Here is a 23,196-nt window from a genome sequence, read left to right on the forward strand (position 1 = left end):
TCAGTCGTTGCGCTCGACGTGCAACGACCAGCTGTCCAGCGTGCCGGTCAGCATGTTGTTGGCCCCGACGTCGACCAGCCGCCACTCCACCTCCACGGTGTGCGGACCCGGTCCGGTCACGATCGCGCACACCTCGAGGGCGTCGGACTGGCCGGCGTCGGTGGTGAAGTTGACGGCGCCCGGTGGCTGCACCGCACCGTCGACCAGGACGCGCACCTGCATGGCGTCGACCGCGGCGGCCAGGAGGTTGGGCTGGCCGGTCAGGTCGGCCTCGCCGGTGAACGTCACGACCAGCTGGTCGGTGTCGGCCGCCCCCGCCGGGCCGTCGACGTCGACGGTCGCGAACGTCAGCGGGTTCCACATGACGCCGGTCTCGCCGATGGTGGTGACCCCGGTCTCGGTCAGGACGACGGCGCTCAGCTGCGCCTTGCCCTCGCACACCAGGGGCGGCACGGGATCGAGCTGTGCCTGGTTGACCGCGGTCGCCACCGGCTCGGCGGCGGCGGTCGCGTGGCCCGTGGCGATGGCGCCGAACACCACCGCGGCCACCGCCGGGATCACGAACAGTTTGCGTTTTGCCCATACACCCATGACGTCCTACTCCCTCTCCCCCGTGCCGCGGTCTGCGGCACCCGGCGACCGTCGCACCCGGGGGTCAGCGTGGCGTCAGCGCCGGGTCAGCGCGGGATACCCCAGCGGAGGTACCCGGACCGTCCCCGGCGGGGTGACGATCGCGGCGCCGGGCGGACCTAACGTCCCGGAGCATGAACGCGCTTCTCCGGCAGGCATGGCTGGCGGTCCGTCCACTGACGGCGCAGCAACGGTTTCTGGCCCGGTGTGGCACGCTGCTGCTGGCCTCCGGCGTGCTGCACGTGGCGGTGGCCATTGTGGACTGGTCGCCGTGGTGGGGCCCGGTGACGTGGCGCAAGCCGGTGGTGTTCGCGCTCTCGTTCGGCATCCTGGCCTGGTCGGCGGTGTGGGTGCTGCGCCAGCTCCCGGCGAGCCGCTTCGGCTGGGTGCCAGCCGGCCTGCTCGGCGGCGGCGCGGTCGCGGAGATCGCGATGATCACGACGCAGCGGTGGCGGGGCGAGCCGTCGCACTTCAACCCGGAGCCCGGCCTCGACTCGGCGATCTGGTCCGCGATGGCTCAGGTGGTGATCCTCGTGGCGGTCGCCCTCGCGATCCTGCTCGGCTGGGCGCTGCTGCGCTTCGAGGGCACGCCGGCCGCCCGCGTCGCGGTGATCGTCGGCCTGGCCGGCATCCAGGTGGCCGGGTACATCGGCTTCGACATGGCGGCCACCGGCGAGGCGGTCGTCGACGCCACCGGGCGGGTGCCGGAGTCGGTGCGGTTCGGCGCGGAGGGCAGCGCCAAGCTCGCGCACGCGCTCGGGCTGCACGGGCTACAGACCCTCGGTGTGCTGGCGGTCGTTTTCGGGCTGCGTCCACTTCCCGGGCGTACCCAGGTGTGGTTGATGGTCGTGGCCTCCGCCGGCTACGCGGGCGTCTTCGCCTCGGTGGCCCTCACCGCCTACGCCGGGCGGCCCTGGACCTCGCCCACGGCGGCGATGGCGCTGCTCGGGCTGGCCGGCGCGGCCGCGGTGGCGGCGGTGTACGCGTTCGCGGCGCGACGCCTGCTGCCGGTGCTTGGGCGGCGGCCGGCCGGCGTGGTGAGGTAAGGCGTGCACCGGCTGGCCGCGCTCGTCTCGTGGATCAACGGCCTGCCCCCGCGGGCCGTCGACACCGCCCTGGCCGCCCTCGCGGTGGCGCTGCTGGCCGGCGAGCGGCTCACCAGCACGCCGCCGCTGGGCGCGCGGCTGCCGGCGGCGCTCGCGCTCGCGCTGGTGATGGGCGGCAGCCTCGCCTTCCGGCGGGTGGCGCCGGTGGCGTCGTTCGCGGTCGGCACGGCCGCGCTCGCCGGCGACGCCCTCTGGCTGGAGCCGGCGGCGCTCTCCCCGGCGGTCAACCTGGTGGGCCTCTACTCCGTCGGCCGCGAGGCCAGCCCGCGCCGGTCGCCGTGGGGGCCGGTGATCATGCTGCCCGGCATCGCGGCGTACTTCTACAGCGAGCCCGCATCGCAGGCGATCGTGCCGCCCACCACGGTGTTCGTGTGGCTGCTCGTCTGGGCGGCCGGCTACGCCGGGGCCCGCCGCCGGGAGCGCCAGGAGAGCGACCGGCGGCTGATGCGCCGGGCGGCGGTCACCGACGAGCGCGCCCGCATCGCCCGCGAGCTGCACGACCTGCTCGGCCACACGATGAGCGTGATGCTGGTCCGGACCGGCGCCGCCCGCGTGGTCCTCGACGGCGACCCGGCGAAGGCCCGCGAGATCCTCGCCGGCGTCGAGCGCACCGGGCGGGAGGCGCTCGACGAGCTCGACCGCGTGCTCGGCGTGCTGCGCCGCGACGAGGGCGCCGACCTGCGCCCCGGCCTCGACGCGCTGCCCCGGCTGGTGCGGCGCACCGAGGAGGCGGGCATGCGGGTGCGTGTCCGGGTCGAGCCGGAGCGGCCCGAGCTGCCCGGCAGCCTCGACCTGTCGGCGTACCGGATCGTGCAGGAGGCGCTGACCAACGCGTTCCGCCACGGCCGCGCCGCCTCGGCCACCGTCACGGTGCGGTGCGACGGGCGGCGCGTCGAGGTGGAGGTCGAAGACGACGGGCGCGGCCCGCGCCCCGGCTACGAGCCGGGCCGCGGGTTGCTCGGCATCGGGGAACGGGTGGCGGTCTTCGGCGGCACCGTCGAGCATGGCCGCGGCGAGGCGGGCGGCTTCCGGGTGCGGGCGGTGCTCCCGGTGCCCACCGCGACCGCGGAGGTGGCGTGAGCGGGGCGAGTTGGCGCCCCGCCGACGAAGTCGGGGTTTCGGGGCGGCGGAGGAAGACGTCGCCGCCAGTGCCGCACGAGCGAGCGAACCGGGAGGCGGCGTGACCATCCGGGTGGTGCTGGCCGACGACGACGCGCTCATGCGTGCCGGCCTCACGGTCGTGCTCGACAACGCGACCGGCGTCGAGGTGGTCGGCGAGGCCGGCGACGGGCTCCAGGCCGTCGAGGTGTGCCGCGCCCGGACGCCCGACGTGGTGCTCATGGACGTGCGCATGCCCGGCATCGACGGCATCGAGGCCACCCGGCGCGTCGTCGCGGCCGGGCTGCCGTGCCGGGTGCTGGTCCTGACCACGTTCCGCCACGACGAGTACGTGTGGGGAGCGCTCCGGGCCGGCGCCAGCGGCTTCCTGCTCAAGCGGGCCTCGCCGGAGCGCCTCGTCGACGCGGTGCGGACCGTGGCGGAGGGCGACACGCTCCTCGACCCGGCGGTCACCCGCGAGCTCGTCGAGCACTTCGTGCTCTCGTCAGGAGCCTCGGGTGTGCCCAGCGGTGACGACGCGCGCCGGGTCGCGATGCTCACCCAGCGGGAGATCCAGGTGCTGCGCCTGGTCGCCGAAGGGCTGTCCAACGCGGAGATCGCCGACCTGCTGGTCATCGCCGAGTCCACCGCCAAGACCCACGTCAAACGCATCCTCGCGAAGATCGACGCCCGCGACCGCGCCCAGGCGGTGGTGCTCGCCTACCGCGCCGGCCTGATGCTCCCCGGCGCCACCCGGACCCGGGAGTAGCGCGCCGCTCAGGTGGCCGTCCGCCGCGGGGCGTGGCCGGTCTCGTAGGCGTAGATGACGAGGTGGACGCGGGTGGTCGCGTCGAGCTTCGTCAGCAGCCGGCTGATGTAGGTCTTCACGGTCGCCGGGCCGATACCCAGCCGGGCGGAGATGTCCGCATTGGACAGTCCCTGGGCGACGAGGGTGAGCACATCGCTTTCGCGGTCGGTGAGCTCGGCCGCGGCGGCGCGGTCGGCGGGTGCCGGGGTGTGCGGCGTGGTGGCGAAGACCTCGACGAGCTTGCGGGTGATGGACGGGGACAGCAGCGACTCGCCGGCCGCGGCGACCCGTACCGCGCGCAGCAGCTCTTCCGGCGGCGTGTCCTTGAGGAGGAAGCCGACCGCGCCGGCGCGGAGGGCGCCGAAGACGTACTCGTCGAGGCCGAAGGTAGTGAGCATGACGACGCTGGTGCCGGCGCAGGCCGGGTCGGTGGTGATGCGGCGGGTGGCCTCGATGCCGTCGAGGACCGGCATGCGCACGTCCATCAGGATGACGTCGGGGCGGGTGGCGCGGGCCAGCCGGACCCCTTCTTCGCCCTGGCCGGCCTGGCCGGTGACGGTGATCCCCGGCGCGCCGGACAGCAGGGCGACAAAGCCGGCGCGGACCAGCTCCTGGTCGTCGACCACCACGACGCGCAACCCGGTCACGTCGCCACCCTACGGTCGGCGTTCAGGCGCAGTGCCGCCTCCACCCGAAATCCCCCGCCGGGCAAGGGGCCGGTCTCCAGGCGGCCGTCGAAGAGCGCGACCCGCTCGCGCATGCCGGTCAGGCCGTAGCCGGCGCCCGGCGACGCGGCCGGGCCGGGGCCGTCGTCGTCGACGCGGACGACCACCTCGTCGCCGGCGAGGTCCAGCACCACGGTGGCGGTCGCGCGGGGCGCGTGCTTGCGGATGTTGGTCAACGCCTCCTGCACCAGCCGGTACGCGGTGATCTGGACGCTCGCCGGCGTGCCGCGCACGGCGTCGGCCACGGTCAGCGACACCGGCCCGTGCGCGGCACGGTGGGCGGAGGCGAGCAGCGGCAGCTCGTCGATGCCCGGACTCGGCGACAGCGGCGCGTCGGCGTGCAGGACGCCGAGCATCCGGCGCAGGTCGTCCAGGGCGCTACGGCTTGCCTGTTCGATCGCGGCCAGCGCGGGCGCGGCCGGGTCGCCGTCGCCGGTCTGGTGCCGGGCGACCGCCGACTGCACGGCGATCCCGGAAAGGGTGTGCGCGACAACGTCCTGGAGTTCGGCGGCCAGCCGGAGCCGCTCGGCCAGGACCGCGCGTTCGGCGTCGACGGCGGCCCGGCGCAGCGCCTCGGCGGCCCGCGCGGCGGCGGCGTCACGGTCCCGCCGCCAGCGCCGCACGATCAGGCCAAGGCCCCACGGGACCAGCGCGGCCGGGGCGGTCGAGTCCTGCAAACCGCCGCCGGTGGCGGGCAGGTCGAGCAGGACGACCAGGAGGTCGAGGGCGGCTATCACGCCCAGGCAGGCGGCCGAGACCGCGAACGGGCGCCACGCGGCGACGGTGTAGAGGGCGACGAACATAGCCAGACCGGGTATGTCGGTACGGGCGTCGACGAGCGTCAGCAGCAGGGCGGCGCCGGCCGAGACGGCGAAGACCCGCACCGGCGCGGTGCGGCGCAAGGCCACCGACAGGCAGCCGAGCAGCACCAGCCCCACCACCGCGACCGACGGATCGGCGTAGTCGTGCGCGACGGACGGATCGGCCACGAACACGTTCGTCAGCCCCAGGACGGCCAGCGCGGCCGCGAGCGCCGCGTCGACGACCCGATCGTCGACCTGCTTGCGGGCCGGCTCCGGCGGCGGTGTGACCGGCTCGGCCACCGCGGCGTCCGCGCGCAGCAGGCCCAGCATCCGGCGCAGGTCGTCCAGGGCCGCCCGGCTCGCCCGCTCGATCGTGGACAGCGGCCCGTCGCCGGCGCGCAGCAGGTACCGCGCCGAACCGGCCTGTACCGCGATCACGGTCAGCGTGTGCGACACGACGTCGTGCAGCTCCCGTGCGATGCGCAGGCGGTCGGCGAAGACCGCCCGCTCCGCGGCGACGGCCCGCGACCGCTCCGCCGCCAGCGCCCGGGCCCGGGCCGCGTCGCGGTCGGCCCGCCACCGGCGGGTGAACCGCCCGATCGTCCACGCCGTCGTCACCGCGAGGAAGTCGAAGACGGCCAGCGGATGCTCGAAGTACGGGACGCGCAGCACGACCAGCAGGCCGAACCCGGTGTACGCGGCGGCGAGCGCGACCGACGCCGGCCGCCGGCCGCGGTGCGCGGCGACCGCGTACAGGCCGAGCATCAGGCAGAAGGCCGCCTCGCCGACCCGGTACGACAGTGCGCCGAGCGCCGTTATGGCGACGGTGACGGTCAGCGAGACGGCCAGCGGCCACCGGCGCCGCACCACGAGTGGCAGCCCGGCCGCTACCGCGAGCAGCACGCTGACGGCGCCGGGATCGCGGAACTCGTACGCCACCGCCGGGTCGTCGGTCACCACGCTCGCCACGGCCACCGCGGTGACGGCCAGGCCGAAGGCCGCGTCGAGCAGCTGCTCGCGACGGCTCAAGCCTCGCGCGGCGTCCATACCCGGCAGCGTAGGCGTGCCGCGGCGGCACCGGTTCCACCGTGCGGCGCCCCCCGCGTTCCGCCCTGAGGGGGAACCGCGGGCGCCGATCCGACCGCGAGCGGAGCCGGCCGGCCCGCCCGGTGGCGGCTGCGCCGGGGCGGGTGTGTGGGCGAGGGTTCGAGGCGCCAACGTCCGGGTTGGCCGTCCGCACCCTATGGAGGAACCGATGTCCACATCCACCCTGGCACCCGACACCGGGACCGCCGGTGCCACCAACCGCACCGCCGTCATCGCCGCCGCCCTCGTGGGCGCGGTCGCGTCCGCCGGGTACGTCTCCGGTGTCGTGTTCTCCAGCGGCATGAGTGACGCGGAGGCCCAACGTGCCCCGCTGACCGTGGTGGAGTCCCTGCTGACCGGCGGCGCGTACGTGGTGCTCGCCATCACCCTGACGGGCCTGGCCGCCGGCAGCCGCCTGCCCCGCTGGCCGCTGGCGCTGTCGGCGGCGGCGTGCGCGTTCGTCGCCATCCAAGCCTGGACCGTCGGCACCGTCTTCGCCTGGCTCGCGACCGAACTGCCCGAAGCCCAGCTGGACGCGGTCGGCCAGGACACGTTCCTGTTCGGCCTCTTCATCTACCCCATGGGCGTGCTCTGCCTGGCCGGTTACACCGCGCTGGCGATCGTCGGCTGGCGCCGCGGCGCGTTCTCCCGGGGCGCGAGCGTCGTGCTGGTCCTGGCCGGCCTCGCCGCCCTGCTCGGCCCCTTCCCACCCACCGGTCTGCTCGGCGCGATCGGCATCGCCTGGCTCGCCCGCACCCTGAAGAGTCGGTGACTCAGGCGATGCCGGTCAGGGTGGCGAAGACGATGACGTTGTCGGGGTACTCGCCGCGGACCGGGTCCCAGCGCCCGCCGCAGGTGACCAGCCGCAGCTGCGGAGTGTCCGGGTCGGCGTAGACCCGGGCGGTCGGAAACGCGGTCTTGGCGAACTCCTCGATCGACGTGACCGTGAACAGCGCGGTGCGCCGGTCCTCCCGCGTCACCTGGATCTCGTCGCCGGGCGCGATCCTGGTCAGGTACCAGAAGACGGCGACAGCCTTCTTGGAGTCGACGTGGCCGACGAGGACGGACGCGCCCCGTTCGCCCGGCGCGGGACCGAGGCGGTACCAGGCGGCGCGGTGGGCGCGCTCGTACGGCGGTGTCTCGATCGTGCCGTCCGGCCGCAGGCCGACGGTGTCCAGCGCGGCGCGCAGGTTGATCGACGGGATGACGATCTTCGTGGGGGCCGACCGGTCGAGGGCGGGTGACCGCCGTGCCAGCACCGCGCGCAGCGGCTGGCCGGTCGGCGACGGCGACGGCGGCGCGACGACGAGTGGCGGCGGGCCGTCGGGCACGAGGCTCGCGGACCGGATCTGCCAGATGCCGGCGGCGGCCACCAGGACGGTGGCGGCGCACCCCGCCCACCAGGCGATCCGGTGGGCGGGGTGCGGTGCGGGCCGGTCAGGCGCCACGGCGGCGCCGGCGGGCCAAGACGAGGCCGAGAGCGCCCGCCCCGGCGAGGGTCAGGGCACCGATGCCGAGGGCCATGCCGCCGGTGGTCGCGACGCCGCCACCGCCGCCGGTCTCCGGCGCGCCGCTCGGTACGACCACCGGGCCGGTCGTCGTGTCCGCGCTCGGCACCGGGCCGGGCGTGGTCGGCGTCGGCCCGGGTGACTCGGACTCGCTCGGCGACGGGCTGGGCGACTTGCTCGGCGACGGGCTGGGGCTGCTGGACGCCGGGCAGGTGTGCGTCAGGTTGAAGGACTTGCCTTCGCCGGTGATCTCCGCCGTCGCGGCGGTCAGCGTCCAGCCGGCGGGCGTGGTGATCCACGCCTTGCTGGTGCCCTTGTCGTCCACGATCGCGCCGCCGTCGGTCGGGATCGTCAGCGAGCCGTTCGCGCCGAACGTGGCCGTCACCGAGACGAACTCGCCCTTGTTTCCGGGCAGGACGAAGACCCACACGTCCTTGTCCGGGAACGGGCCGCCGCCGAAGTCACAGCCGTGGTCTTCGTGGTCCTCGGCGGTGGTGGGCACGTTGCCCGGGTTGATGCTGATGGTGGCGGCCCACGCGGCGGTCGACGGCCCGAGGGCCAGGAGTCCGGCGGCAGCCAGTACGGCCAACCGCGCCACCCAGAAGCGAAACACAATAATACCCCCGTATACGGACAAGCTCGACAGAGCTTACGTCTACGGGGCCGGAGTCCCAGGTCAGCGGGCGGCGTGTCGCATGTGGAAGGTCACCCGACAGCGCCACCGGCCTTCGCGGGTGCGGAAGGCCGGTGGCGCCCGAGCCCTACACCTCGGAGTCGAAGACGTGCGCCTCCTTGCGCCGGCGCAGCGCGAGCAGTGCCGCGCCACCGGCCACCAGCGCGACACCCAGCACCGCCGTCGCCAGCACCGCGCCGCCGGTGACCGGGAGGCTGCCGCCGCCGGCACCGGCGCCGGGCGTGCCGGACACCGAGCCGCCCGGCGTCGCCGGCGACGTCGTGCTCGGCGACTCCGACTGGGACGGCGTGGGCGTCGGCGTTTCGCCGCCGTTGCCGCCGCCGGCCGGGCAGGTGTGGGTGAGGTTGAACTTGTCCGCGGTGCCGCTGATGACGGCCGTCGCACCGGTCAGCGTCCAGCCGGCGGGCGTGGTGATCCACGCCTTGCTGGTGCCCTTGTCGTCCACGATCGCGCCGCCGTCGGTCGGGATCGTCAGCGAGCCGTTCGCGCCGAACACGGCCGTCACCGAGACGAACTCGCCCTTGTTTCCGGGCAGGACGAAGACCCACACGTCCTTGTCCGCGAACGGGCCGCCGCCGAAGTCACAGCCGTGGTCTTCGTGGTCCTCGGCGGTGGCGGGCACGTTGCCCGGGTTGATGTCGACCGTCGTGTCGGCCCAGGCGGGTGACGCCGCCGCCAGTCCGACCACCGCCGCCGTCCCGGCCACCGCAGCCAGCCGCCCCCACCAACGTGTACCCATCGCGAGATCCCCTCCGAGCATGAATGTCGCGACGATGTCAGCAGACCGGCGACAGCCGGCGCGACCCGCGATCGGACCGACACCGCGGCGCGATGGGACGCCCGCCGCCGACGTCCGGACAGACTTCGCGGGAACGCCCGATTTCCGGTAACGCGGCTCCGCCGTTCTTGCGTCGACCAGGCTCAAGTACGGCCGTGTCTGCCCTGCTCAGGGACGTTGTAGCCTGCTCCGTCGGCACTTCCGATGATGCGACGGGACCGGGCTTTTGCAAGACCAGGACGACGAACTCGCCGTGGCGCTCGACGCCGCGCTGCGCGGAGACCCCGCCGCGTTCGCCGTCCTGTGGCGGGCGCACCAGCCGCCCCTGCTGCGGTACCTGCGCGTGATCGTCGGCGAGAGCGCGGAGGACGTGGCCTCGGAGACCTGGCTACAGGCCGCCCGCGGCCTGCGCGGCTTCACCGGCTCGCCGGCCGGGTTCCGGGTGTGGCTTTTCACGGTCGCGCGCAACCGCGCGATCGACGAGCGCCGGCGCGCCCGCCGGCGTCCGGAGGAACCCCGCGACCTGGCCGAGCGGGACCTGCCCGGCAGCCGGCCGGACGTCGCCGACGAGGTGCTCGAACGGTCCGATGTCGACTGGGCGCTGCGGGTGATCGCCACGCTGCCCAAGGACCAGGCCGAGGCCGTGATGCTGCGGGTCGTGGCCGGGCTCGACGTGGCGCAGACCGCGCAGGTGCTGGGCAAGCGGCCGGGCGCGGTGCGGATCGCCGCGATGCGCGGGCTGCGCCGCCTCGCCCAGCACGACGAGGTACGCCGGCGCCGGGGCGATCCGGGTCACACGGACGGGGTGTAACGCGATGCGAGGCCGGGACGCATTTTCCAACGCCATGGGTACACCACGCGGGCCCCGGATCGGGCCGGACGACGCCGAGCGCCTGCTCACCACCGGGCGCGATGCGGCGCACCCGGGCCTGAGCCGGCTGCTCACGGCCGCTGCCGCCGCGCCGCGGCCGGGCGAGCTGGCCGGGCTCCGCGCCGCCGTCGCCGCGTTCGAGCAGGCCGGTCCGGCGGCCCGGCCGACGGTCGTGCCCCGCCGGCGCCGCGCGGTGCGCCCGCTCGCGGCCGCGGCCGCGCTGGCCGCGATGCTCGCCGGTGGCGTCGCCGTGGCCGCCGAGACGGGAAACCTGCCGGGAGGTCCCGTCACGGAACGCAGCACCCCGGCGACCGGCGCGCCGCCGGAGAGCACCCGCCCGGCACCCGAGCGCGGCCCGAGCGGCACCCCCACCGCCCCGTCGCCGCCGGCCGAGCGCGGCAGGACGGTCAGTCCGACCCGGCCGGCGCCGACCGTCCACGGGCTCTGCCAGGCGTGGGAAGCCCAGCGCCGCAACCCGAACGGCGCGCCGATGGCGGCCGAGGCGATGCGCGACCTGGCCGCGGCGGCCGGCGGCGAGAACCGGATCCCGGCGTTCTGCGCCACGGTGCTCGCGAGGCCGGGCACGCACCCGCCGACGCCGAGCCACCCCGGCGGGAAGGCACCGGGCAAGCCGACACCGAGCCCGGCCAAGAAGGGGTAGGCCGGTGAAGCCGGTCTTCGTGGACCGCACCGGACAGCGCCGCCGCCTCGTCCGGGTCGCCGGGGCGGCCGCCGGTCTGCTGCTGGCGCTCGCCTCGCTGTTGCTGGTCGCGGGCTTCACCGGCGCCGGGCCGGGCCACCTGCCGCTGTTGCCGCAGCCGGCGGGTGGCGCGCCGACGGCCCCGCGCTCCCCCGCCGCGACGAGGCCGGCACCCGCGCCCGCGCGGGCCACCGTCCCGGCGCCGGCCGACCGGCCGTCCACCGTGCCACCGCCGACCGCCACCGCGCGGGTCACGCCCACGCCGACGCCGAGCCGGACCAACCACCGCCGGGTGCCGACGCACACGCCCGGCAACAACAGACCGTCGAAGCCGAGCTGAGATGTCCCGGCACGTACGGCGGCGCGAGCCGCGCGCCCACTGGGTGCTGCTGGCGCTCTTCATGGTGGTGCTGCTGGCCGGCCTGTCCTTCAACGGGTACGTCTCGCACGCCGGCGCCGAGGGCAGCGGCCCCGACCTGACCGGCGACGCCAGCGGCCCGGCACCGGCGGAGGTGACCGGAGCCGGCCCGGTCCTGCGCGTCGCACCGGACGGCACCGTCACCAGCCGCACGATGCCGCGCCGGACGATCGCGCTGACCTTCGACGACGGCCCCGATCCACAGTGGACGCCGAAGATCCTGGACGTGCTCGCCGAGCACCGCGCGCACGCCACGTTCTTCCAGATCGGCTCCCAGGTCAACGCCCACCCCGAGCTGGCCCGCCGGGTGGTCGCCGAGGGGCACGAGATCGGGGCGCACACGTTCAGCCACCCGTGGCTCGCGGACACCCCGGCGTGGCGCCGGGGGCTGGAGCTGACCCTCACCCGCAACGCCATCGCCGCCGCGACCGGCCGCGCGCCGGTGCTGGTCCGGCCGCCGTACTCGTCCGAACCGGCCGCGGTGACGGCGGCCGACTTCGCCGCGATGCGGCAGGCCGGCGGCGCCGGCTACCTCACCGTGCTCACCGACCTGGACACCGAGGACTGGCGCCGCCCCGGCGTCGCGGAGATCGTGGCGAAGGCCCAGCCGGCCAAGGACCGCGGCGCGGTGGTGATGATGCACGACTCCGGCGGCGACCGCACGCAGACCGTCGCCGCGCTCGACGCGCTGATCCCGAAGCTCCAGGCGCGCGGGTACCGCTTCACCACCGTCTCGGAAGCGCTCGCCCTCCCGCCGGCCGCCGAGGCCTCCACCGGGCAGCGGATGCGCGGGCACGCCCTGGGCTGGGCGCAGACCGGCGGCGCGTGGCTGAGCCGCGCGCTGACCGTGCTGATGGTCGCCGCGGTGGTGCTCGCGGCGGTACGCCTCGCCGTCCAGTTGGTCTGCGCCCGCGTCCACGTGCGCCGGGTACGCCGCCGGGCCCGCGAGCCGCTGCGCTACCTGGGTCCGGTGTCGGTGGTCGTCCCGGCGTACAACGAGTCGGCCAACATCGCCGCCACCGTCAAGTCGCTCGTGGCCAGCGACTACCCGTGGGTGGAGGTGATCGTCGTCGACGACGGCTCGACCGACGGCACCGCGGACATCGTCGAGCGGCTGCGCCTGCGCGGCGTCCGGGTGGTCCGCCAGGCCAACGCCGGCAAGCCGGCCGCGCTCAACACCGGCATCGCGCACGCGCGCGGCGACATCCTGGTGCTCGTCGACGGCGACACGGTCTTCGCGCCGGACGCCGTCGGCCGCCTCGTGCGGCCGCTGTCCCACCCGGACGTCGGCGCCGTCTCCGGCAACACCAAGGTGGCCAACCGCCGCGGCCTGCTCGGCCGGTGGCAGCACCTGGAGTACGTGATCGGCTTCAACCTCGACCGCCGGATGTTCGAGGTGCTGCGCTGCATGCCGACCGTGCCCGGCGCGATCGGGGCGTTCCGCCGCGCGGCCGTGGTGGACGTCGGCGGCGTGTCCGGGCAGACCCTCGCCGAGGACACCGACTTCACGATGGCGCTCATCCGGGCCGGCTGGCGCGTGGTGTACGCCCCGGACGCGATCGCCTGGACCGAGGCGCCCGCCTCCCTCAAGCAGCTGTGGCGCCAGCGGTACCGCTGGTGCTACGGCACGATGCAGGCGATGTGGAAGCACCGCCGGGCGCTCGTCGAGCGGGGCGCGGCCGGGCGGCTGGGCCGGCGCGGCCTGGGCTACCTGCTGCTCTTCCAGGTCGCGCTGCCGCTGTGCGCCTGCATGGTCGACGTGTACGGCGTCTACGGCCTGCTCTTCCTCCCCCCGGCCAAGGTGGCCGCCGTGTGGGCCGGGTTCACGCTGCTCCAGGTGGCCACCGCCGCGTACGCGCTGCGCCTGGACCGGGAACGCTACGGACCACTGTGGACGCTGCCGTTCCAGCAGGTGGTGTACCGCCAGCTGATGTACCTGGTCGTCATCCAGTCGACGGTCATGGCACTGGTCGGCGACCGCCTGCGGTGGCACCGCATGGTCCGGATCGGAGCGGTCGCGCAGCCGGATGCCGTGCGGATACGATCACGCTCATGACCGACACGCCCACCGATCCCGTCGCCCACAACCGCCGCGCCTGGGATCGCGAGGTGGAGCAGGACAACGAATGGTCGCGGCCCGTGTCACCCGAGGTCGTCGCGAAGGCGCGGGCCGGCCAGTGGTCCATCGTCATCATCGGGTACGAGCCGGTGGACCCCACCTGGTTCCCACCGGACATCGCCGTGTGTGACGTGCTCTGCCTCGCTTCGGGCGGCGGGCAGCAGGGCCCGGTGCTCGCCGCGGCCGGCGCCCGGGTGACCGTCTTCGACAACTCGCCCCGCCAGCTCGCCCAGGACGAGATGGTCGCCGAGCGCGAGGGGCTCGACCTGCGCACGGTGGTCGGCGACGCCCGCGACCTCGGCGCGTTCCCGGACGCCTCGTTCGACCTTGTCGTCCACCCGGTCTCCAACCTCTTCATCCCCGAGCTGGCGCCGGTGTGGCGCGAGTGCCACCGCGTGCTGCGCCCCGGCGGCACGCTGCTGTCCGGCTTCCTCAACCCGGACGTCTACCTATTCGACGCGCACGCGCTGGACACCCGCGGCGAGCTCGTCGTCCGCCACCGCCTGCCGTACAGCGACCTCACCCACCTGGAGCCCGGCGAGCGCGAGCGGCTGTGGGGCGCGGAGGCTCCGCTGGAGTACAGCCACACGCTCACCGAGCAGATCGGCGGCCAGATCGCCGCCGGCTTCACCATCACCGGCTTCGCCGAAGCCCCGCACCACTCGGACGCGACGGCCGGCTGGCTGTCCGGCTACTTCGCGACGAAGGCGGTAAAGCCCGCCGCCTAGACATCACCCATCTGCCAACCGATCGTGGTATCTAACTGTCCCTCCAGCGACGGATACGTACCACGATCTGCTGGCGTGACAGGCTGTGCGCGAGCTTGGCCCGCTTGCCGCGGCCGTCGTCGCCGGCCGCGCGCGGTGCGATTTTGAAACCGCGGCTTCGACGCGGCGGCGACCCTGGTCCGAAGCGTTCCCGGTCACGTCGGGAGTGGGCCGCCGGCGAGGGCGACCACGACACCGACCGCCGCCGCGCAGAGCAGGGTGGTCACCACGCCGCGGCGGGCGGCGAGGAGCAGGACGGCGGCGCCAACCGTGACCGCGTACTGCCAGGGCTCGGTGAGGGCCAGGGTGAGCGGGATCGCCGAGCCGAGGATCGAGCCGATCGCGGCCGGGCCGGCACCGTCCAGGAAGGCGCGTACCCCCGGGTTGCCGCGCAGCCGGTCGAAGCGGTGCGCGCCCAGCAGGATGAACGCGAACGACGGGCTGAACGCGACCGCCGCCGCGAGCAGGCCGCCGCCGACGCCGGCGGCGGCGTAGCCGACCGCGGCGACCGTGTGCACGACCGGGCCGGGCGTGATCTGGCCGAGCGCGACGGCGTTGAGAAACTGGCCGTCGGTCATCCAGCCGTAGCGGTGCACGGCGTCCGACTGCATGAGCGGGATGATGACGAAGCCGCCGCCGTACGACAGGGCGCCGACCTTGAGCGCCACCCAGGCCAGCGGCAGCAGCGCCCCGCCGCCGATCACGGCCGCGGCCAGCAGCGGGGTCAGGTGTGCGCCGGCGGTCGTGCCGGTGCGCCGGCTGGCCTGCCGCACGCCGACCTCGGCCGCGCCGCAGGCCAGCAGCAGGAGCACCAGCCACGGGCCGAGCAGGGCCGCGCCGGCCAGCCCGAGCGCCGCGTAGGCGACCCAGCGCGCGCGGCCGTCGGCGCGTCGCCAGCTCGGTGGGATCAGGCCGATGCCCGCGTGGACGGCCACGGCCGCGACCGCCGCACCCGCGCCGGCTCCAGCGCCGGCCACCCACAGTGGTGGCTTGCCGGCCAGGAACAGCGCCGACAGGGCGAGGATCGCCGCCAGGCCCGGCCCGATGAACGCGATCCCGCCCACCACCGCGCCGAGCCGGCCGCGCACGTGCCAGGCGCAGAAGATGGCCAGCTGGGTCGAGGCCGGGCCGGGCAGCAGGTTGCAGGCGGCCACCGCGTCCTCGAACGCCTTGTCGTCCAGCCACTTCCGCCGCTCGACGCAGAGCTGCCGCAGGAGCGCGATGTGCGCCGGCGGCCCGCCGAACCCGATGCACCCGATCCGCCCCCACTCCTTGAGGACGGTGGCCAGCCCCACGGCCTTGCTCAACGTGCCTCCACGCGGTGCAGCAGGTAGTGGATGCGGACGGTCAGCTCGTCCGCCGTGCGGGCGAAGCCCGGGAGGCCCTCGCGGGCCGGGTCGGGGATGCTCCAGTGCACGACCTCCGGCTCGCCCGGGAAGTCGGGCGCCACCAGACGGACCTTGTCGCACAGCGTGACCACGTGCCCGAAGCGCTTGCCGGCGAACTCGTCCAGATGCTTGCTCCGCCGCCCCGACATGTCGATCCCCCGCTCGGCCATCACCCGTACCGCGTCCGGGTGGACCGGCTTGGGGTGGCTGCCGGCGCTGAACACGGGCACCCCCGGCCGGGCCCGCTGGAGCAGCGCCTCGGCCATCTGCGAGCGCGCGCTGTTGCCGGTACACAGGAAAAGGACCGCCCCCGGCGGCGCGCCGTGGCCGGGTGGCGGCGGGACCAGCGCGAGCGCCGGGTGCAGCGCGGCGCCCGCCGCGGAGAGCAACGCGCCGCACCGGGCCAGGTCGGCGGTGTAGAACGCGACGCGGGCGTCGGCGGCGCTGCGCCGCGCGGACACCAGGCCCGCGGCCCGCAGGCGCCCCAGATGGTAGGAGACGAGGCTCTGCGGCTCGCCCACCAGCACGGTCAGCTCGTCGACCCGCCGGTCGCCGCGGGCCAGGGCGGACAGCAGCCGCCACCGCACCGGGTGCCCCGCCAACGCGAGGAAGATCGGCGGCTCACCCATGGGCCAGACGATACGTCAAGCTGGTTTTATAGATCTTGCTAGGTCATGCGGGCGATGGCGCCGCGCAGGCGGCGGAGGTCGCGCAGGCGCCGCTCGTAGGTCATCGCGACCGCGATCAGCACGAGGCCGCCGACCGCCAGGTAGGCCCAGCGGGGCAGCAGGTCCCACACGAGGACCTCGTGCAGCGCGACCGCGACAAGCGTGCCCCCGCCGACCACGAGCGGCGCCTGCCGCTTCTCGTAAGCGCCGGCCAGCACGGCGAGCAGCGCGCCGAGCCCCAGCAGCAGGCGGCGCACGCCCTGGCCGTCCGCGACGAGGATCGAGGCGAGGCTGGGCAGCAGCGCCACGGCGAGCCCCGGCGCGTAGCCGACCCAGCTGCCGATCGCCGGCCGGGCGCGGAGCGCGACGTGCCCGGCGACGAGCGCGAAGGCGGCGGCCGGCAGCGTGTACGCCTCGGTGAGCGCGACCGACTCCGCGGTCAGCAGCAGCCACCATGCCAGCAGCACGCTCCCGCCGGAGACCAGGGCCAGCGCGCGGCGGGCGGTCTCCCCGGGCGCGACGGCCCGCGCCGCGACGGCGGCCGCCCACAGCGTGCAGACGGCGGCCGCGTGCCGCGCCTCCCCGATCGTCAACACCAGCGCCACGGCGGCCGACGCGTGCGCCGCAGCGTCCAGCGCGACACGTTCCATCCTTCGGCCCCGCAACCGCGGCAGCACGACGAGGCCCAGCGCCAGCGCGGCCACCCCGAGCAACGGGTACGCGCCGCGCGCCAAGGGCTGCCCGCCCGCCAGCGTCGCCGCGATCGCGAACGCGCCACCCGCGGTCACGGCCGCGAGCCAGCCCCCGGTCCGCACCGCCTCGGTCGCGCCGGCCGCTCCCACGACCGCCGCGGCCACCACCACGAAGCCCAGGCCGGAGAGCGTCGCGGCCTCCGTCGGCAGCAGGCCAGCCAGTCCGGGCGCGGCCATCAGGCATCCGATGGGTACGCCGTACGACCGGCCGCCACGCCGGAGCGTGAACGCCAGGACGACGGCCGTGCCCAGCGCGAGCGACGCGCCAGGCACCACGGGCCACGGTGCTTCGGCGGCGGCGACGACCGCGACGACCCCGACCAGTCCGGCGAGCACGGCCGCCGCACGCCACCCGACCAGCGCCAGCGCGGCGGCGAGGAGCAGCACGGCGGCCGGCCCGCCCGACGGCAGCCCTGGATCGGCATCGGCCGGCGCACCGTTCCAGATGTCGCCGAGCCACCGGAACGGCTCCAGGAAGAGCACATAGGACAGTGGAACGAGGACGGCCAGCAGCACGAGGCCATGCGGGACGGCCGCGGCGACCAGCGACTCCCGGCCGTTCGTCGGGCCGCGACCCGCGCCACGGCCGCCGGCCCGGGACCCGCCGTCCGCGGGCCGGACCGCACGGTAAGCGGTGGCCAGCACCAGCAGCCCGAGCGCCGGGTAGAGCCCGGTCGGGTCGCCCGCGCCGGCCAGGTCCGGCCAGAGCGCGGCTCCCGTGACGGCGACCGCCAGGGCGGCGACCGCGTAGGGCCGGGCCGCCCGGCCACCCAGCACCGCGACCGGCAGCAGCAGGAGCGTGGCGGCGACAAGACCGGCCCGCGCGGGCCAGGGCTCCGCCGCACCGCCCGCGAAGACGCCGCACGCCGCGGCCGCCGGCCACGCCACGAGCCCGACCCCGAAGGCCACCCGCCGCACGATGTCCACCCCGTTCGCCCGGCCGCGCGCGCCGGGCGCCGGCGGGATCACGCCGGCCCGGTCGCCGAACGCCGGCGGGATCACGCCGGTCGGGTTGCCGAGCGACGGCACGCGCGCGCCGGTCCGTTCGGCGAGCGCCAGCGCGGCGACGCCGATCGCGACGAGTGTGCCCAGCGCGGCGGTGGCCGACCACGGCCGGATGAGGCTGACCAGGATCGCGTGGCCGGCAAGGACCGCGGCCACCGGACCGGCGACGGCGGCCACCCGCCAGTCCGTGCGCCGCGCCGCGGCTCTCGCCGCCGGCGCCACATCGGGCCGCCCCACTGGGGCCACGTCGGGCCGGGCCGCCGGCGCCACATCAGGCCGCGCCGCCGGGACCACATCAGGCCGCCCCGCGGGGGCCACGTCGGGCCTTGCCGCCAGCGCCGCCTCGGGGGTCGCCGCCGGGGAGGCGGGCCTCGCCGGCAGCAGCCCGAGCGCGAGCACCGCGGCGGCTGCCAGCTCCAATGGCACCAGGGCCCACCACGGCACCGGCAGCGCGAGCAGCGCCACGGCCGCACCCGCCACCGCGATCCCCCGGCGCCAGCCGGCCGGCGCGGCGAGCGCGAGCGCCGCCGTGGCGAGCGCGACCGCGGCCGGCACCTGCCAGTCGAACGGCGGGCCCGTGCCGGAGCCGCCCTCCCAGGCCGGCAGCGACGCCGCCACGGTGCCGAGCGCGTTGGCCGCGGCCATGCCGGCGGCCACCGGCGCCAGCAGGGCGACCGCGACCACCGCACCGATCCGGGCACCGAGCGCGTCCGGGTAGGTCAGCGGGCGCCGCGCGAGATGGGCGGCCAGCGCGAGCCCCAGCACCGTCGCCGCGGCGGCCACCAGGAGCACCGACGGGGCCAGCTGCGCGAGCGGCCGGACGACCGCGCCGCCCAGCGCGAGCACGGCCACCGCCGCCGCGACCGTCCGCAGTGGAGCGGAGCGGGCCAGCCGGCCGGCGGCGACCAGCGCGGCGGCGGACAGCAGCGCCGCCCCGCCGACCAGTGCCGGCACGGCTACCGGGCCCGGCTGGAGGAGCGCGACGAGGGCGGACACCCCTGAGAGCACCTGTCCGCACCCGTACAGCGCCCATGCCACCACCCGCAGCTCGCGGCCGGCCAGGCGGGCTACCGCGAGGCTCGCGACCGCCGTCACGGTGAAGGCGAGGGACCAGCCGCGCACACCCGCCTCCCACTCGGCGGCGAGCAGCGGCGCCACCGGCTGGATCGCCGCGAGCGCGGCGAACCGGGGCGCGGCCAGGCAGGTCGCCAGCCCGTACCCGACGCCGACCGCGGCGGTGACCGCGCACACGCCGGCCGCGTAGCCGGCGCCGGGCACCCCGCCGAGCCCGAACAGGTCGACGTACCAGGCGCCGTACCCGTCGAGCACGACCAGCAGCATCGCGATCGCCGCGAACGTCTCCCCCGTGCCGCGCAGCCCGCGCCGCGCGGCGAGCGGCGGCACGGCGAGCGCCAGGAGCGTGACCACGCCGAGCGCGACCGAGCGGCCGACCGCCCCGTACGTCGCCCACGCCACGCCGGTGAACACCACGGCCGCCGCGCCGACGAGCAGGCCGCCGAGCACGAAGAGCAGGTTCTGCACGGTGACCGGCCGCGTCTCGGGCCGCACGGCCGGCGCGGGAGCGTGGACCGGAGTCGGCGCCGTAGCGGAGACCGCGGCCGGCGCGGGAGAGAGGACCGCGGCCGGCGCCGCCGTCCCGGCCCGCACGTCGACCCTCGACTGCCGTACCCCGATCGCCAGGCCGTCCCGGCGCTCCCGGAGCGCGCGGAACTCCCCCGCGAGCGCCGTGTACGCGTCCAGCGCCTCCTGGACCCGGGGCGCGAGCGCGGCGAGCTCCGCGTTGAGCCGCACCACCTCGGCGGCCCGCGGGTCGGGCGCGCGGCCGCAGCCACCGCACCCCGCGGTGAGGTCCGCGGGCGCTCCGCACACCGGACATGGGTACGTCGTCATAGCCGCATCCTGCCAACCCGCCCCCACTCGGCACAGAGTGCGCGTACTCAAGCCCTACGGATTGACAGCCATCTAATCCCGAGGGAAGATCGGCCCTGGTCGCCTCGCGTCACCGGGCGGGACGTGACGGCACTCTGCCGTGCCGGCGGGCATCCGCCGGCCATTCCCCCCGGAGGACACATGCACCGACGACCAGCCCGCACCAGGCTGTTCACCGCCGCCCTCGCCGCCCTCGTCGTCGGATCGGCCGGCGCCGCGGTCGCCACCGCGACCACCGCGTTCGCCGCCACCGGCTGCCGGGTCGCCTACACGGTCGCCTCGCAGTGGGCGGGCGGCTTCACCGCCAACGTCAGCGTCACGAACCTCGGCGACCCGCTCTCCGGCTGGACGCTGCGGTGGTCGTACGCGGCCGGTCAGACCGTGACCCAGGCCTGGAACGCCACCGTGACGCAGAGCGGCAGCGCGGTCACCGCCGTCAACGCCAGCTACAACGGGAGCCTGGCCACCAACGGCAGCACCTCGTTCGGTTTCAACGGCGGGTGGAACAACTCGACCAACCCGGTGCCCACCAGCTTCACGCTGAACGGCACCACCTGCACCGGCAGCACCACGCCGACCACCGGCCCCACCACCGGCGGGCCGACGACGAGGCCGCCGACCACCGCGCCCACGACCCGGCCGCCGGGCAGCACACCGCCGGAGAAGACGATCCGGGTGTACTGGCTCAAGCCCACCGACGTCGCGTACGACCAGCGCTACCCGGACGGCATCGCCAACGTGATGCGCGAGGCGCAGCGCTACTACCGGCAGGAGCTGGGCAAGACGTTCACGCTCAACAACCCGGTCGTCGAGGTCGTCGACGGCGACCACCCGCGCTCCTGGTACGAGAACACCCCCAACGGCAACGAGTGCTACTGGTGGGTGGTCTTCAACATGCAGCAGGAGCTGATGCGCAAGCTCAACCTGCGCGCGCCGGACAGCCGCTGGATCAACGTCGGCGAGATCAGCGCCGAGGCCTCGTGCTCCGGCGGCGGTGGCGGCAGCGGCTGGGTGATCCTCAGCGGTCACGACGCCGACGGCGCGGCCGGCATCGGCGGCAACATGAACCGCTGGTACGGCGGCATGGTGCACGAGCTGGGCCACGCGTTCGGCCTGCCCGACTCCACGTCGACCGACGGCACGCCGATGTCCGCGTCGTTCTACAACTACCCCAACACCCATTTCAGCCAGGCGCAGAAGAACAACATCCTGAACGGCCCGTACGGCAGCTTCCTGTCCTAAATGGTCCTTGGTTATTCCGGTGCCCGCGTGCCGGGCACCGGAGTAGCCTGGCGCGGTGCGGTTGAACCATCTCGGGCTGCCGGTCCGCGACGCCGAGCGCAGCGTGCGCTTCTACGCGGCCTACTTCGGGTTCGATCCCGCGACCGCCCAGGTGTACGACGACGGCACCGTCATCGTCCGCGACGCCGCCGGCTTCGACCTCGCGCTGCACACCGTCGACGAGGTCGAGCCCTCGCCCGCGTTCCTCCACTTTGGATTCCGCTGGCCCGCTCCGGACGGGGTGCGCGCCCTGCTCGTCCACCTCGAGGCCGGCGGCGTCGAGATCCTCGAGCGCTACGACGAGCCGGCGTACGTGGCCGTCAAGGTCCTCGACCCGGACGGCCACCGCGTGGAGGCCTACTGGGAGCCGCCCGGGTAGGTGGCGGCGGCGGAATACGGCGCCGCCGCCGGGGCGTTGTCCCACTTCGTGAACATGTTCGACGAGTATCGGCGGGGCCTGCTGTTCATGCGGATGGGAGAGCCGGCCAGCGCCGCGCGCATCCTCGCACCCATCGTGTCGGCCGAGCCCGCGAACGCCGAGGCGCGCCTCCAGCTCGCGCTCGCCTACTTCGCCACCGCCCAGCTCAACCGGGCCCGCGACGAGCTGAGCGTGCTGGTCGAGCGCGACCCCAGCGACCACTACAGCCACCACGTGCTCGGGCGCACCCTGGAGCGGCTGGGCCGGCCGGCCGAGGCGCTGCCGCACCTGCGCCTGGCCGCCGCGATGTCACCGGTCCCCGAGTACCGGGACGCGGTGGACCGGGTGTCCCGTCAGCGCGGGTAGAGCAGGTAGGGGCGGCGGCGCGCGGTGAACGCGGACAGCTCCGCGCGCCACGCGCCGACCGCCTCGTCGACGCTCGCTCCGGCGTCGAGCATCGTGCGGAGCCGGGGCGAGCCGGTGAGCTTGTCGATCCAGTACGGCCGCTGCGGATCCCACGCGTCCGCCCGCCACGCGAACGACGGGTATCGCCTCGCCTCGGCGAGCATCGCCACGCCGGTGCGGACCGGGTCGTACGCGCGCCGGTCGGTGACCTTCACCTCGACGCCGGCGCAGAGCACACCGGTGAACTTGTTGAACGTGGGCGTGAAGTACGCCTCGCGGAACTCCACGCCGGGCAGCCGCAGCGCGTTGAGCCGGTCGCCCCAGTGGTGGTCGAGCTCGGGGCCGCCGACCAGCTCGAACGGGCGGGTGGTGCCGCGACCCTCCGAAATGGACGCCACCCCCTCGAACATGCACGTGCCCGGGTAGACCAGCGCGGTGTCCGGGGTGGGCATGTTGGGGCTGGGCAGCACCCACGGCAGGTCGGTGTCGGCGGCCATGAGGCGGCCGTGCCAGCCCCGGCAGGCGACCACCTCCAGCTCGACCCGGGCGCCGGCCTCCGCGGGCAGGAACTCGCCGTTGTAGAAGCGGGCCAGCTCACCCACCGTCATGCCGTGCTGCTGGACGATCTCCTTCTTGCCGACTCCCGACGTGTACCCGGCGGTCATCATCGGCCCGTACGCCGTACCCCCGGCGGGGTTGGGCCGGTCGAGCACCACGAAGCGGAGCCCGGCGCGGGCGGCGGCGACCATGGCGTCGTAGAGGGTCCAGATGTACGTGTAGAAGCGGGCGCCCACGTCCTGGATGTCGAAGACCACGGTGTCGACGCCGGCGGTGGCGTAGAGCTGCTCCCACTTGGCCTGGCTCGCCCCGTACGCGTCGTAGACGGTCAGGCCGGTGCGCGCGTCGACGCCGGTGCCCTCGCTGCCGCCGGCCTGCGCCGAGCCGCGAAAGCCGTGCTCCGGCCCGAACACGCCGGCGATGTCGACCCGCCCGCTGGCGTGCATGAGGTCGACGAGGTGCCGGTAGCGCCGGTCGACGCCGGTGGGATTGGAGATCACGCCGACCCGCTGCCCGGCGAGCGTGGCCCAGCGGCTCTCGACGAGGCGGTCGAGCCCGGTGCGCACCGGGTGGCGATCACCGGCCGCCGCGGGTGAACTGGTGACGAGCACGCCGGCCGCGCCGACCGAGCCCGCGAGAACGTGACGGCGTCGCATCCTC

General features: G+C 75.4%; 22 protein-coding genes. 12 read left to right on the top strand and 10 right to left on the bottom strand.

What is annotated here, in order from left to right; genetic code table 11:
- Complete coding sequence (locus tag ACTMTJ_RS19005; protein ID WP_441218332.1) at window positions 1-591, bottom strand: hypothetical protein; 591 nt, start codon at window positions 589-591, stop codon at window positions 1-3.
- A gap of 173 nt (window positions 592-764) precedes the next feature.
- On the opposite strand from ACTMTJ_RS19005, the gene ACTMTJ_RS19010 reads away from it, so the two are divergent.
- The 3 genes from ACTMTJ_RS19010 to ACTMTJ_RS19020 all read left to right on the top strand — a co-directional run bounded on the left by ACTMTJ_RS19010 (window position 765) and on the right by ACTMTJ_RS19020 (window position 3,603).
- Entirely contained in the window at window positions 765-1,676 is a 912-nt protein-coding gene (locus ACTMTJ_RS19010; RefSeq protein WP_441218334.1) for a hypothetical protein, read from the top strand.
- 3 nt (window positions 1,677-1,679) lie between these two features.
- Entirely contained in the window at window positions 1,680-2,816 is a 1,137-nt protein-coding gene (locus ACTMTJ_RS19015) for a sensor histidine kinase (RefSeq protein ID WP_441218335.1), read from the top strand.
- A 100-nt stretch (window positions 2,817-2,916) separates the two neighbouring features.
- Window positions 2,917-3,603 (top strand): response regulator, encoded by a 687-nt coding sequence (locus ACTMTJ_RS19020; RefSeq protein ID WP_441218337.1) that lies wholly within the window; start codon window positions 2,917-2,919, stop codon window positions 3,601-3,603.
- A gap of 8 nt (window positions 3,604-3,611) precedes the next feature.
- On the opposite strand, the gene ACTMTJ_RS19025 is transcribed toward ACTMTJ_RS19020, so the two are convergent.
- Window positions 3,612-4,289 (bottom strand): response regulator, encoded by a 678-nt coding sequence (locus ACTMTJ_RS19025; RefSeq protein WP_441218339.1) that lies wholly within the window; start codon window positions 4,287-4,289, stop codon window positions 3,612-3,614.
- Window positions 4,286-6,217 carry an ATP-binding protein gene (locus ACTMTJ_RS19030; RefSeq protein WP_441218341.1) on the bottom strand — a complete coding sequence of 644 codons (1,932 nt, stop codon included), beginning with the start codon at window positions 6,215-6,217 and terminating at the stop codon, window positions 4,286-4,288. Before ACTMTJ_RS19030 ends, ACTMTJ_RS19025 begins: the two co-directional genes overlap by 4 nt.
- Before the next feature lie 208 nt (window positions 6,218-6,425).
- On the opposite strand from ACTMTJ_RS19030, the gene ACTMTJ_RS19035 reads away from it, so the two are divergent.
- Window positions 6,426-7,028, top strand: coding sequence for a hypothetical protein (locus ACTMTJ_RS19035; RefSeq protein WP_441218342.1), 603 nt, complete (start codon window positions 6,426-6,428; stop codon window positions 7,026-7,028).
- Between the two features lies 1 nt (window position 7,029).
- On the opposite strand, the gene ACTMTJ_RS19040 is transcribed toward ACTMTJ_RS19035, so the two are convergent.
- From ACTMTJ_RS19040 to ACTMTJ_RS19050, 3 genes are all read right to left on the bottom strand, one after another.
- A complete protein-coding gene (locus tag ACTMTJ_RS19040; RefSeq protein ID WP_441218344.1) occupies window positions 7,030-7,704 on the bottom strand; it encodes a class F sortase in 675 nt (224 codons plus the stop codon).
- Window positions 7,694-8,353: a hypothetical protein gene (locus ACTMTJ_RS19045; RefSeq protein WP_441218346.1), complete on the bottom strand. Its 660-nt coding sequence runs from the start codon at window positions 8,351-8,353 to the stop codon at window positions 7,694-7,696. The genes ACTMTJ_RS19040 and ACTMTJ_RS19045 overlap by 11 nt, the downstream gene beginning before the upstream one ends.
- Before the next feature lie 172 nt (window positions 8,354-8,525).
- Window positions 8,526-9,197 (bottom strand): LPXTG cell wall anchor domain-containing protein, encoded by a 672-nt coding sequence (locus tag ACTMTJ_RS19050; RefSeq protein ID WP_441218348.1) that lies wholly within the window; start codon window positions 9,195-9,197, stop codon window positions 8,526-8,528.
- A 265-nt stretch (window positions 9,198-9,462) separates the two neighbouring features.
- Here ACTMTJ_RS19050 and ACTMTJ_RS19055 point away from each other — a divergent pair, with 265 nt between their 5' ends.
- Genes ACTMTJ_RS19055 through ACTMTJ_RS19075 form a run of 5 tightly spaced genes read left to right on the top strand, consistent with a single transcriptional unit; the run spans window position 9,463 to window position 14,072 of the window.
- Entirely contained in the window at window positions 9,463-10,047 is a 585-nt protein-coding gene (locus ACTMTJ_RS19055) for an RNA polymerase sigma factor (RefSeq protein ID WP_441218350.1), read from the top strand.
- A 34-nt stretch (window positions 10,048-10,081) separates the two neighbouring features.
- Window positions 10,082-10,768 (top strand): hypothetical protein, encoded by a 687-nt coding sequence (locus ACTMTJ_RS19060; RefSeq protein ID WP_441218352.1) that lies wholly within the window; start codon window positions 10,082-10,084, stop codon window positions 10,766-10,768.
- Window positions 10,769-10,772: 4 nt separating this feature from the next.
- Window positions 10,773-11,147, top strand: coding sequence for a hypothetical protein (locus ACTMTJ_RS19065; RefSeq protein WP_441218354.1), 375 nt, complete (start codon window positions 10,773-10,775; stop codon window positions 11,145-11,147).
- Between the two features lies 1 nt (window position 11,148).
- A complete protein-coding gene (locus ACTMTJ_RS19070) occupies window positions 11,149-13,281 on the top strand; it encodes a bifunctional polysaccharide deacetylase/glycosyltransferase family 2 protein (protein ID WP_441218356.1) in 2,133 nt (710 codons plus the stop codon).
- Window positions 13,278-14,072 (top strand): class I SAM-dependent methyltransferase, encoded by a 795-nt coding sequence (locus tag ACTMTJ_RS19075; protein WP_441218358.1) that lies wholly within the window; start codon window positions 13,278-13,280, stop codon window positions 14,070-14,072. The genes ACTMTJ_RS19070 and ACTMTJ_RS19075 overlap by 4 nt, the downstream gene beginning before the upstream one ends.
- 194 nt (window positions 14,073-14,266) lie before the next feature.
- On the opposite strand, the gene chrA is transcribed toward ACTMTJ_RS19075, so the two are convergent.
- The 3 genes from chrA to ACTMTJ_RS19090 are packed head-to-tail and all read right to left on the bottom strand — an operon-like array spanning window position 14,267 to window position 19,835.
- Window positions 14,267-15,418: a chromate efflux transporter gene (gene chrA / locus ACTMTJ_RS19080; RefSeq protein ID WP_441218360.1), complete on the bottom strand. Its 1,152-nt coding sequence runs from the start codon at window positions 15,416-15,418 to the stop codon at window positions 14,267-14,269.
- Complete coding sequence (locus tag ACTMTJ_RS19085) at window positions 15,415-16,128, bottom strand: arsenate reductase/protein-tyrosine-phosphatase family protein (protein ID WP_441218362.1); 714 nt, start codon at window positions 16,126-16,128, stop codon at window positions 15,415-15,417. The genes chrA and ACTMTJ_RS19085 overlap by 4 nt, the downstream gene beginning before the upstream one ends.
- Before the next feature lie 38 nt (window positions 16,129-16,166).
- Window positions 16,167-19,835 carry an SCO7613 C-terminal domain-containing membrane protein gene (locus ACTMTJ_RS19090; protein ID WP_441218363.1) on the bottom strand — a complete coding sequence of 1,223 codons (3,669 nt, stop codon included), beginning with the start codon at window positions 19,833-19,835 and terminating at the stop codon, window positions 16,167-16,169.
- Between the two features lie 180 nt (window positions 19,836-20,015).
- Between ACTMTJ_RS19090 and ACTMTJ_RS19095 the strand changes: the two genes are divergently transcribed.
- The 3 genes from ACTMTJ_RS19095 to ACTMTJ_RS19105 are packed head-to-tail and all read left to right on the top strand — an operon-like array spanning window position 20,016 to window position 21,939.
- Entirely contained in the window at window positions 20,016-21,116 is a 1,101-nt protein-coding gene (locus ACTMTJ_RS19095; protein WP_441218365.1) for a cellulose-binding domain-containing protein, read from the top strand.
- A gap of 55 nt (window positions 21,117-21,171) precedes the next feature.
- A complete protein-coding gene (locus ACTMTJ_RS19100) occupies window positions 21,172-21,534 on the top strand; it encodes a VOC family protein (RefSeq protein WP_441218367.1) in 363 nt (120 codons plus the stop codon).
- A 48-nt stretch (window positions 21,535-21,582) separates the two neighbouring features.
- Window positions 21,583-21,939 (top strand): tetratricopeptide repeat protein, encoded by a 357-nt coding sequence (locus ACTMTJ_RS19105; RefSeq protein WP_441218769.1) that lies wholly within the window; start codon window positions 21,583-21,585, stop codon window positions 21,937-21,939.
- Here ACTMTJ_RS19105 and ACTMTJ_RS19110 read toward each other — a convergent pair.
- Window positions 21,927-23,192: an exo-beta-N-acetylmuramidase NamZ family protein gene (locus ACTMTJ_RS19110; RefSeq protein ID WP_441218369.1), complete on the bottom strand. Its 1,266-nt coding sequence runs from the start codon at window positions 23,190-23,192 to the stop codon at window positions 21,927-21,929. The genes ACTMTJ_RS19105 and ACTMTJ_RS19110 overlap by 13 nt on opposite strands.
- Window positions 23,193-23,196 lie beyond the last annotated feature (4 nt).

Source organism: Phytohabitans sp. LJ34, from assembly GCF_052068095.1.
In the GTDB taxonomy this organism is placed as follows: domain Bacteria; phylum Actinomycetota; class Actinomycetes; order Mycobacteriales; family Micromonosporaceae; genus Phytohabitans.

What these genes read in the sequence shown, in the direction of transcription:
- ACTMTJ_RS19005 (WP_441218332.1), bottom strand. Translation starts at nt 591, where the DNA reads ATGGGTGTATGGGCAAAACGCAAACTGTTCGTGATCCCGGCGGTGGCC.
- ACTMTJ_RS19010 (WP_441218334.1), top strand. Translation starts at nt 765, where the DNA reads ATGAACGCGCTTCTCCGGCAGGCATGGCTGGCGGTCCGTCCACTGACG.
- ACTMTJ_RS19030 (WP_441218341.1), bottom strand. Translation starts at nt 6,217, where the DNA reads ATGGACGCCGCGCGAGGCTTGAGCCGTCGCGAGCAGCTGCTCGACGCG.
- ACTMTJ_RS19035 (WP_441218342.1), top strand. Translation starts at nt 6,426, where the DNA reads ATGTCCACATCCACCCTGGCACCCGACACCGGGACCGCCGGTGCCACC.
- ACTMTJ_RS19050 (WP_441218348.1), bottom strand. Translation starts at nt 9,197, where the DNA reads ATGGGTACACGTTGGTGGGGGCGGCTGGCTGCGGTGGCCGGGACGGCG.
- ACTMTJ_RS19060 (WP_441218352.1), top strand. Translation starts at nt 10,082, where the DNA reads ATGGGTACACCACGCGGGCCCCGGATCGGGCCGGACGACGCCGAGCGC.
- ACTMTJ_RS19070 (WP_441218356.1), top strand. Translation starts at nt 11,149, where the DNA reads ATGTCCCGGCACGTACGGCGGCGCGAGCCGCGCGCCCACTGGGTGCTG.
- ACTMTJ_RS19075 (WP_441218358.1), top strand. Translation starts at nt 13,278, where the DNA reads ATGACCGACACGCCCACCGATCCCGTCGCCCACAACCGCCGCGCCTGG.
- ACTMTJ_RS19085 (WP_441218362.1), bottom strand. Translation starts at nt 16,128, where the DNA reads ATGGGTGAGCCGCCGATCTTCCTCGCGTTGGCGGGGCACCCGGTGCGG.
- ACTMTJ_RS19090 (WP_441218363.1), bottom strand. Translation starts at nt 19,835, where the DNA reads ATGACGACGTACCCATGTCCGGTGTGCGGAGCGCCCGCGGACCTCACC.
- ACTMTJ_RS19095 (WP_441218365.1), top strand. Translation starts at nt 20,016, where the DNA reads ATGCACCGACGACCAGCCCGCACCAGGCTGTTCACCGCCGCCCTCGCC.
- ACTMTJ_RS19110 (WP_441218369.1), bottom strand. Translation starts at nt 23,192, where the DNA reads ATGCGACGCCGTCACGTTCTCGCGGGCTCGGTCGGCGCGGCCGGCGTG.